Below are 10,170 nucleotides of genomic sequence, written 5' to 3'. Positions count from 1 at the left end.
TCCAGAACTTGCTACCGAATAAAATGAAGTCGCTTCGCGATACTATTTAATCCCCCTCACCCTTGATCCCTCTCCCCCACGCTGCGCGCGGTGGAGAGGGAAAGCCCAGTGAGCTCAATTAAATACCTGGGGAGTTACAATAATAGAAAATTATGGTAAAATAAAAACCATATGCAGCATTCGCGGGATGGCGAAGCATCTAGAACGATACTTTGTTAAATATCTGTGCTGGATTGCTTCACTTCGTTCGCAAAGACGGCATGTTTTTTATCCAAATTTAATCATTTATATATGTTCATGATCGTATGCAAGCAGCGAATAACGCGATGAGCATTTCCACTATATTTGCCAACGCACAGATTCAATATGGCGAGCGTGTGAATGATTTTTATTAAGGACTGTATCAATGGTCAAGAATAGGAACCGGTGACAGTTTATCACCGGTTGAAATATTTAGAAAAGAACGCTGAAGACGCCAAAGCGACTGCGAATGTTCATTATAATCATGGTAACCCAATATCCATTTTAAGGTATGAAATAAAGAGAAAATTTGGAAGATTACACGTACTGTACGTCAATAATTTCGTAATCAACCATACCTCCTGGTGTATTTACAGTCACAACATCATCAAGTTCCTTACCAATCAAAGCGCGACCAATAGGAGAACTATATGAGATTTTTTGTAATTTGATGTCTGCTTCATCTTCGCCCACGATTTGGTAAGTAATTTGTACATCAGTCGCGACATGACAGACAGTCACTGTTGCACCAAACACCACTTTACCATTATTTTTTAACTTACTGATGTCAATAATTTGAGCGTTAGAAAGCTTGGCTTCCAATTCTTGAATACGTCCTTCATTAAAGCTTTGCTGTTCGCGAGCAGCATGGTATTCCGCGTTTTCTTTCAAATCACCCAGAGCACGTGCTGTAGCAATCGCTTCAACAATACGGGGTCTGTCGACATATTTTAAACGATTTAATTCTTCCTTCAGTGCTTCTGCACCTTGTATTGTCATAGGATGTTTACTCATATCTACCTCTAAATATTTCCCTGGTAATTAAACACATTCAATTCTCAAACCTCCCCCTCAGGAATAATGACCATTAAACGCTTTATTGTCGTCCCATTTTTATGTAGGCAAAAAAGCCAACATTGGAGCGGGAAAGACAAACTCTTAATGGCAGTGCTCCCGCGAATAAGATAGGGAATCGATACCAAATAGTTAATGTAAATCTTGCAATCTTGTTACTGTTTCTCTGTCTTCATATTTCATCGCAAGACAGGCCGCTTCTGCACCAGATAGGGTCGTAGTATAACTAACCTTGTGCTGTAATGCATTGCGTCTAATCGCAAAAGAATCAGCAATTGCACGCTTGCCTTCAGTTGTATTCACAATAAAATCGATTTCATTATTTTTAATAAAATCTAAAACATGAGGGCGTCCTTCTGCTACTTTAAATACTCTGCGGCAATCAATCCCTGCAGCTTGTAATACTAAGGCGGTACCTCGGGTTGCAATAATTTCAAACCCCAATTCAATTAAGCGCTTCGCAATCTCCCCAACACGAGCTTTATCTGCATCACGTACGGACACAAAAGCACGTCGTCGCTTAGGAATATTACTGCCTGCCCCTAATTGGGCCTTAGCATATGCTTGTCCAAAACGTCTGGCAATGCCCATTACTTCTCCAGTCGATTTCATTTCAGGACCTAAAATGGAGTCAACCCCGGAAAACTTGATAAAAGGGAATACCGGTAATTTAATCGAATAAAAAGAGGGCATATGATGTTTTTGACTCAAACCCTGCTCTTTTAAACTAATACCTAATTTACAACGAGCCGCAATTTTAGCTAAAGGCAAACCAGTTGCTTTAGAAGCAAATGGTACCGTTCTTGAAGCCCGTGGATTTACTTCCAAGACGTAAATATCATCTGCTTGAATGGCAAACTGTGCATTAATTAAGCCGACAACCCCTAATTTTAACGCCATTTGCCGCATTTGCTCCATAAGATCTTGTTGTACCACCACACTCAAGCTAAATGGAGGCAAAGTACATGCAGAATCCCCTGAATGAATACCGGCCTGCTCGATATGCTCCATCACTGCACCAATAACTACCTCTTTGCCATCACATACTGCATCAATATCCACTTCAATTGCATCGTTTAAAAACTTATCCAGCAAAACTGGTGAATCATTAGAAACTGCAACTGCATGCGATAAATAATAGCGCAAGTCCTCTTCTTGATACACCACTTCCATGGCGCGTCCACCTAATACATAAGAAGGTCTTACCACTAAGGGGTAACCAATGTGTTTAGCTAAAGTAATTGCTTCTTCCTCACTACGTACAGTACCGTTATCAGGTTGATGTAAACCTAATTCGGTCACCAATTTTTGGAAGCGGTCACGGTCTTCTGCCATATCAATTGCATCAGGAGAAGTACCAATAATATTCACACCATTTGCTTCTAAAGCACGTGCTAATTTTAATGGTGTTTGTCCGCCATAATGAACAATGATACCATCAGGTTGCTCCACATCAACAATGGCTAAAACATCTTCTAGAGTAACCGATTCAAAATATAGGCGATCAGAAGTATCAAAATCAGTTGATACGGTTTCTGGGTTACAATTCACCATAATCGTTTGGCAGCCAGCCTCTCTTAAAGCCATTGCAGCATGCACACAGCAATAATCAAATTCAATACCCTGACCAATACGATTTGGCCCTCCGCCAAGAATGATAATTTTTTTCTTGCCTTTTTCAGGTCGTGCTTCGCAGCTACTGTCATAACATGAATACATATAAGCCGTACTACTTGGAAATTCACCTGCACAAGAATCAATGCGTTTATAAACAGGCAGCACACCTAGTTCTTTACGCCGTTGGCGTACTTCTTCCTCAGGGCAAGACCATAATTGTGCTAAGTAAGCATCAGCAAAACCATGACGCTTTACTTGACGTAGCATGGTTTTATCAATGTCTTTCACGGATAAGCCCTCAAGCTCTTGCTCCATCCGAACCAATTCTTCAATTTGTGACAAAAACCAAGGGTCAACGCGACTTTCTTGATGGATCTCTTCTAAAGACAAACCTTGACGAAATGCATCAGCAATATACCAAAGCCTGTCAGGTGTGGGTTCACGTAAATAACCTCTTAATTGCGCTATATCACCCTCTTTAAATAAACTGTTTAAACCACAGCGACCAATTTCCAAACCACGGATGGCTTTTTGTAGTGACTCTTGGAAATTAGAACCAATAGCCATCACTTCCCCAACTGATTTCATCTGCGTCGTCAAAGTAGTTGACGTCTGAGGAAATTTATCAAAATTAAAGCGAGGTACTTTAGTCACTACATAATCAATACTTGGTTCGAATGAAGCCGGTGTTTTACCACCAGTAATTTCATTTTTAAGCTCATCAAGCGTATAACCTACTGCCAATTTTGCTGCAACTTTTGCAATAGGAAAACCAGTAGCCTTCGAAGCCAAAGCAGAGCTACGAGAAACCCTTGGATTCATTTCTACCACCAACATACGACCGTCTTCAGGATTTACCGCAAATTGTACGTTCGAACCACCAGTATCCACACCTACTGCCCTTAATACTTTAATCGCTGCATCCCGCATGCGTTGGTATTCTTTATCGGTGAGTGTTTGTGCAGGAGCCACAGTGATTGAATCGCCAGTATGCACCCCCATAGGATCTAAATTCTCAATAGTACAAATAATAATGCAATTATCATTTTTGTCGCGTACCACTTCCATTTCATATTCTTTCCAGCCCAAAACAGATTCATCAAGTAATAATTCATGAGTAGGTGATAACTCTAAACCACGAGTACAAATCTCTTCAAATTCTTCACGGTTATAGGCAATGCCACCACCACTTCCACCCATGGTAAATGAAGGACGAATAATGGTTGGGTATCCAAGCCGCGCCTGAACCTGGATAGCCTCTTCAATACTATGCGCAATTGCGGAGCGCGGCATGTCTAAACCAATTTTAATCATCAACTGGCGAAACTTTTCTCGATCTTCTGCCCTATCAATAGCTTCACGAGTTGCTCCAATCATTTCTACTGAATATTTAGCTAAAATCCCTTCACGAACCAAATCCAAAGCACAGTTTAATGCTGTTTGTCCACCCATAGTAGGTAGTAAGGCATCAGGACGTTCAATTTCAATAATACGGGCAACCTCTTTCCAGGAAACAGGTTCAATATAAGTCGCATCTGCAAGTTCTGGATCAGTCATAATGGTCGCGGGATTTGAATTGACCAAAATAACACGATAACCTTCTTCGCGTAGCGCACGCACCGCTTGAGTACCCGAGTAATCAAATTCACAGGCCTGGCCGATAACTATGGGACCTGCACCAAGTATCAATATGGATTTAATGTCTGTTCTTTTTGGCATAGCAACAATAAAAAAAAATAAAGTGATGTATTTTACCGGCTTTTGCCTAAAGTTTATACCTTTGATTGAATATTTAGCTGTACTCGTTTGCTAAAACCACTTGTAAGCCTGCTTCAGTCAAAGATAAATATTTATAATAAGGATCAACTGTCGTGCGCTCTAGCCATTCATTAGCGATACAAACATCTGTTAATCGCTGCGCTTCTTCTACAGTCACCGGTTTTTTTAATTTTTGCGATAAAATTGCAGCTGCTTCATCCTCAATGCTTAAAAATACCTGATCCCTTGTTACTCCTCTTAGCGTCATTTCATCATAAAATAATCGCAAAATATCCAACTCGTTCATCAGATTCCCCTACTCAGGATCAGTGGCTTTAGTATCAATTATTGACGATAACAATTGGAAATGCCAACGCCAGTCCTTTTCAGTGCTTAATCTAATTTCAAGTATCAAAATTTTAATAGTAAAGTTGAAATTAAATTTCAATATTTATTTAATTTTTATTATTTTCTAAATATTTTGTGAAGGTAAAAATATCAAATAGACTCACATTGGTCAATTACAAAATATTATAATTTAATATTATCCATAAAAAACCCTCATATTTTATTTAAAAATAACATTTCAATAATATGGAAAATCAAATATAATACATTCTGCCTTCTATTTGAGAATGGCCGATTATGGATAGAAAGCACCTTAGTTTGATACACTTTTTTAAAAAAATTGACATCGTCAACTCTCTTATTAAAATAGGTTATGTATGTTGATGATAAATGTTTAATTTAATTGAAGCCTTTGGAGCTTGATTATTAAGTTTTAATATTTTTCGTCTATGTTATAGTTAGAATTGGATTGGACAGAGAACTTTATAAAATTGTTGGAGAACGCCTTAAAAGTGTAAGGATGCAGCTAGGTTTTTCCAGGCGGGAGTTTGCAGACAAATGTGGTTTTTCTGCAGCCACTCTTCAAGCATGGGAAGATGGTAGATATCCTGTGCCCCAAAAAAGTATGGTCAAATATGTTAAGACCTTATTTGATTGCGGCCTAATCACATCTCCAGAATGGTTTATCAAGGGCGAAGGTTTGCCTCCCCGGCCTGTTAACAAATTATCATTAGACTCCATTGCAGAAAAAGATGCGATCCTTAGAGAAATTAATTTTTTTGAGACTGAAAATAAAAATCCTATTATTACTGTGATTACTGATGATTCAATGTTACCTTTTTTTTCCATTGGTGATTATGTAGGTGGCAAATTAATATCCGGAGATTATGCAGAACGCTATATTGACACATTTTGCATCATTCATCTGGCCTCTGGTGAAACCTTAGTACGTAAACTAAGACCTGGCTCAGAAGAAGGTCACTTTAATTTAATCAGTACCAATTTAGATACCAATGCTCCTTCTGCTTTTCTTTTAAATTGTGAAATTGTCCAGTTAGCTCAGGTAATTTGGCACAGGAAAGTCGAACTTCCTCTAGATGTTGAATAACTTTCTTTTGATAGTCACAAATTCCAACCAAATACAAAGTAGATTTGGTGCTAAACATCTCCTCATGATACCCTTAACCTCTTTATGAAGTTAAAATGAGCAGTCTCCAAAAAATGGAAGAAAAAGTAGATGTTATTATTATTGGGGGCGGGGCTGCGGGTTTAATGTGTGCCATCGAAGCAGGCAAACGTCGGCGTAAAATCTTAGTACTGGATCATGCAAATAAAGTAGGCAAAAAAATATTAATGTCCGGTGGCGGCCGTTGCAATTTCACCAATTATTATATAGAACCGGAAAAATATAACTCCCAGAACCCTCATTTTTTTAAATCAGCACTTACACGATACACACAATGGGATTTTCTTGAGCTGATTAAAAGACATACCATTCCTTTTCATGAAAAAACTCTAGGTCAGTTATTTTGTGATAATAAATCCAAAGATATAGTCGACATGCTTCTCAAAGAATGTGAAAAATCCAAAGTGGACATTCATTTAAATACGAACATAGAAGCAATACATAAAGAGCAAAACTTTAAAATCCTGACGAGTAGAGGAACATTTCATTGCCAATCGTTAGTCATTGCCAGTGGTGGTCTTTCCATCCCTACCATGGGAGCTAGCCCTTTTGCTTATAAAGTTGCTGAACAATTTGGCATTAAAGTATGGCCTACAAGAGCAGGTTTAGTACCTTTAACCTTGGATGTTACAGATAAAGAGCAAATTGCCTTACTTTCTGGAATTGGGGTAGATAGCATTGCAAAAAACCACCGTATTGCCTTTCGCGAAAGTACTTTATTTACCCACCGTGGCTTAAGTGGCCCTGCTATTTTACAGCTATCTTCCTATTGGCATCCAGGAGAAAATATTTGCATTAACTTACTGCCAGAAATCAATCTATTGGAAACATTAAAAGCGGCACGACAAGAAAAACCTCATAAGCAAGTAAACTCACTCCTATTCACTTACTTGCCTAAACGGGTTGTTGACTTATTTTTACCCCACAAATTAGTCGAAAAAAAACTGGCTTTCCTGCCTAATCGTGATATTGAAACAATCGCACAAAAATTAAATTCCTGGCAAATAAAACCCAATGGAACAGAAGGTTATCGTACCGCTGAAGTTACTATTGGTGGCGTTGATTGTTATGCCATTTCTTCCAAAACTATGGAGGCAAATGAAGTTCCAGGACTTTATTTTATCGGCGAAGCTTTAGATGTTACAGGCTGGCTCGGGGGCTATAATTTCCAATGGGCTTGGTCCTCTGGATGGGCTGCGGGTCAAGTTGTTTAATTAATAGAATTTTGAATGGATTTTCCAAATTTAAATCAGGAAAAACTTATTCTAGTTATGATACATAGCAGCACTACCTTGAGTATTTGTTGCTTGCTCATGTATACTCTTACTCAGAGGACGACCTCAGCCATCATGGTTTTCACTTGGGACGACCCAGTATTTAGACAATGGAGCGAATATGGCCTGGGTCTTGTTATTTCTTGCAGGCATACTGGAAGTGGTATGGGCTTTTTACATGAAACAATCTGTTGGTTTCACAAAACTTGCTCCTTCAATCATTACAATCATCACAATGATGGCCAGTTTTATATTACTATCAATTGCCATGAAAAGCCTCCCCTTAGGAACAGCTTATGTCATTTGGACTGGCATCGGAGCTGTAGGCACCTTCCTATTAGGTCTTTTTTTTCTGGGAGAACCAATAAATGCCATGCGAATTATCGCAGCAATATTGATTGTACTTGGCCTGATGATGATGAAATTAGCTTCTTAAGCAAGGAACCTCTTATCATAATCTGTGAAATTAGTGGCGTGGGTTATGGTTATTAACTTCCTCCAAAGCGTTACTCGGCGTGCTTGTCTCAAGTTTGTCTCGGAAGCAGAAATTTCTTTAGTTTCTATCTCTTTTAAGATCAAAGACATCATATTCTGATTGCTTTGTTCTCTTCCAAAAAATTTTAATAATTCATATTTATTCAATACATTCAAACATGCATGTGCTTTATCGTTAATAAGTAATTTATGTAACCATTGCAATACTCTCATAGGTGAATAAGAATGAGATACTAATAGTTTTTGACATTGAAAAATAGCTGCTTCTGTGTATGGCTCAATAGAGCCTCCCAATGTAACTTGCAAATAAATAGTTCGCAACATTCTCACAGAATCCTCTTCGAAGCTCGTTACGGGATCTATATTAGTTTGCAATATTATTGGTATTTGGCTTAAATCGTTCCATCCTCTGCCAGTAGGGTCCTCTATGGTATTGGAAAAAAGATTGACATACATAGAATTGATAGGTAGATCTCTCTTCATAGCATCTTTTAAAAGAGATTTACCCAAACTAATATAAACTGTTGTTCCATTATCAAGTAACACAGGATAATTTCTTTTTTCAGGTTCACCTTCTAATGTAGCAAAATCATAATGCTTATTTGATGTTGAATCCATTATTCTAACGATTGGCTTTCTCACACTAATAATTTGAAATTTTTCGCCTAATTTTTTTGCTATCTCAGCAATTATGGGAGGAGGGGCTTCACTTACAATATCAATATCACTACAATCTCTTCCTAAAATTGTGTCTCTTACTGCTCCTCCTGCCACATATGTCTTATAATCCTTTTTTTGAAGCTCATTGATAATTAACTGCACTCTGGAAGGAATTAAGTTTTTTATCGTGGCGATAATCGCTTGAGAATCCTTTTTTTTATCGCATAAATTGGAATTTTCTTCTATAGGAGAAATCACCTTTGCATATAAGATATTTTCATTGTTAACTTTAGACAGGTTATTAGTTCTATAAGTCGAATTTTTATTTTTTGTAGAATGATTAACAGGTTTTTCAAAAAGTGGACTTACGTCTTGTTTTTCTATTTCTTTTTTTAATTCACCAAGATAACTTTTAGGCCTTAATGATTCAAGTGATAAATAAACAAAATCAGACAAAGTCAACCATTCTTGATGTTTTTGTGGAGTATTTATAGTCTCTTCCAGACCTATTTGAATTTGTTTCAGCGCTTGATTGTAGGAGGCTAATGCTTTTTCTTCCAAAGCAGATGCCAACTTGATAACTCCTTTTTGAGATTCAAATTTTGACCAATATTTAAAACTATCGGCAATAGACGCAATAATACCTATTTGCTTTAATCGATTTTTTACATTGATGTTTTCTTCTTTTAACGCTTCATAAGCACGAATTGCTTCATTAAACTGTTTTTTTCAAAGAATTTATAAGCAGCATCCTCTGGAGTGATTTTAGGAGTGGTGTCACTATGTTCCTTTTTACTGTACTGCCCAGTAGAATGAGTTGCTTTTTTAGGGGATTGAGTCTTATTGAGGGGACTTTTTTTAAAGATCTTATTTTTTATCGAGTATTGCTGTTCCAGTTCTTTAATAAATTCTTGAGCTTGTATTTGTGCTATTTGGGCTTGATTATTGCTCTCTTCCAAACTCTTTTCCAGTTGACTACAAAAGCACATCACGAGCGATTTTTTGGAGTGATTATCAAAATTCTCCGAAATTATTTGATTAATTTCTACCATCTCTTTGCAAAATTCGATAAAAGACTTTATATCATTGTATTCTGAAATAGAAAGTTCTTTTAACATCGCAATGAAATAATCAGTAGGATTTGATTGCTTACACACATCATAAATATCAATTATCATATCAAAGCACTCAATATAAAAATGAGATAAAATAGGATATTCTGTTTTAAAAAAACTATTCTTGATAATGTTCTTAATTTTAATATTTTTATGTTTACTCCATGAATGGAAAATTAACATAAGATAATTCTTGATCATTTCCATACGGTCCCCACAATCTTTATTTATCAAAGGCTGAGTTATTACAGATCGCAGGGCTCTCAATTTTGAATTTAATTTAGTTTTCCTAACATCTCTCGTATTCTCTTTGTGTATGTCGATAAAAAAAAGGAGAACATCCGTTAAGACATCAACCATTTTTTTTTGCTCTTGCTCAATTAAACAAGGAGTCAATCTCTTTATTTCATCATAATAATTGTATGCTTTTGTTAAGAAATCTACATTTCCCGGTGGATATAGAAGTATATAAGCACATTGCATTAAAGTATGGATCTTTATTTCCACAGTACATTCAGCTTCCCGAGCAATATCATTTTGAAGACAAATTGACAGCGTTTGGAGCACTTTTGCATCATATATGAACCATCTCGTTTTGCAAGTTAATTATAAGATGTTATAG

The 10,170-nt window shown here is 37.1% G+C and carries 8 protein-coding genes; 3 read left to right on the top strand and 5 right to left on the bottom strand.

Annotated features, from left to right (window positions below; genetic code table 11):
• Nucleotides 1–558: 558 nt before the first annotated feature.
• The 3 genes from greA to QM652_RS12740 form a co-directional block, all read right to left on the bottom strand.
• A complete protein-coding gene (gene greA, locus QM652_RS12750; protein WP_415076407.1) occupies nucleotides 559–1,035 on the bottom strand; it encodes a transcription elongation factor GreA in 477 nt (158 codons plus the stop codon).
• A gap of 192 nt (nucleotides 1,036–1,227) precedes the next feature.
• Complete coding sequence (gene carB, locus QM652_RS12745) at nucleotides 1,228–4,431, bottom strand: carbamoyl-phosphate synthase large subunit (protein WP_415076405.1); 3,204 nt, start codon at nucleotides 4,429–4,431, stop codon at nucleotides 1,228–1,230.
• Nucleotides 4,432–4,504: 73 nt separating this feature from the next.
• Entirely contained in the window at nucleotides 4,505–4,777 is a 273-nt protein-coding gene (locus QM652_RS12740; RefSeq protein WP_415076403.1) for a hypothetical protein, read from the bottom strand.
• 510 nt (nucleotides 4,778–5,287) lie between these two features.
• Between QM652_RS12740 and QM652_RS12735 the strand changes: the two genes are divergently transcribed.
• The 3 genes from QM652_RS12735 (at nucleotide 5,288) to QM652_RS12725 (ending at nucleotide 7,714) form a co-directional block, all read left to right on the top strand.
• Nucleotides 5,288–5,926 carry a helix-turn-helix domain-containing protein gene (locus QM652_RS12735; RefSeq protein ID WP_415076401.1) on the top strand — a complete coding sequence of 213 codons (639 nt, stop codon included), beginning with the start codon at nucleotides 5,288–5,290 and terminating at the stop codon, nucleotides 5,924–5,926.
• A gap of 95 nt (nucleotides 5,927–6,021) precedes the next feature.
• Nucleotides 6,022–7,218: an NAD(P)/FAD-dependent oxidoreductase gene (locus tag QM652_RS12730; protein WP_415076399.1), complete on the top strand. Its 1,197-nt coding sequence runs from the start codon at nucleotides 6,022–6,024 to the stop codon at nucleotides 7,216–7,218.
• A gap of 181 nt (nucleotides 7,219–7,399) precedes the next feature.
• Nucleotides 7,400–7,714 carry a DMT family transporter gene (locus QM652_RS12725; RefSeq protein WP_415076397.1) on the top strand — a complete coding sequence of 105 codons (315 nt, stop codon included), beginning with the start codon at nucleotides 7,400–7,402 and terminating at the stop codon, nucleotides 7,712–7,714.
• Here the strand turns inward: QM652_RS12725 and QM652_RS12720 are convergent.
• Both QM652_RS12720 and QM652_RS12715 read right to left on the bottom strand, forming a co-directional pair.
• Nucleotides 7,711–9,006 (bottom strand): hypothetical protein, encoded by a 1,296-nt coding sequence (locus tag QM652_RS12720; RefSeq protein WP_415076395.1) that lies wholly within the window; start codon nucleotides 9,004–9,006, stop codon nucleotides 7,711–7,713. The two genes, QM652_RS12725 and QM652_RS12720, sit on opposite strands and share 4 nt — an antisense overlap.
• Before the next feature lie 113 nt (nucleotides 9,007–9,119).
• Nucleotides 9,120–10,031, bottom strand: coding sequence for a hypothetical protein (locus QM652_RS12715; protein ID WP_415076393.1), 912 nt, complete (start codon nucleotides 10,029–10,031; stop codon nucleotides 9,120–9,122).
• Between the last annotated feature and the right edge of the window lie 139 nt (nucleotides 10,032–10,170).

This window comes from Legionella sp., from assembly GCF_047605385.1.
Taxonomy (GTDB): domain Bacteria; phylum Pseudomonadota; class Gammaproteobacteria; order Legionellales; family Legionellaceae; genus Legionella.
The sequence above is the reverse complement of the archived record's forward strand: the minus strand, read 5'-3'. Positions and strand labels throughout refer to the sequence as shown.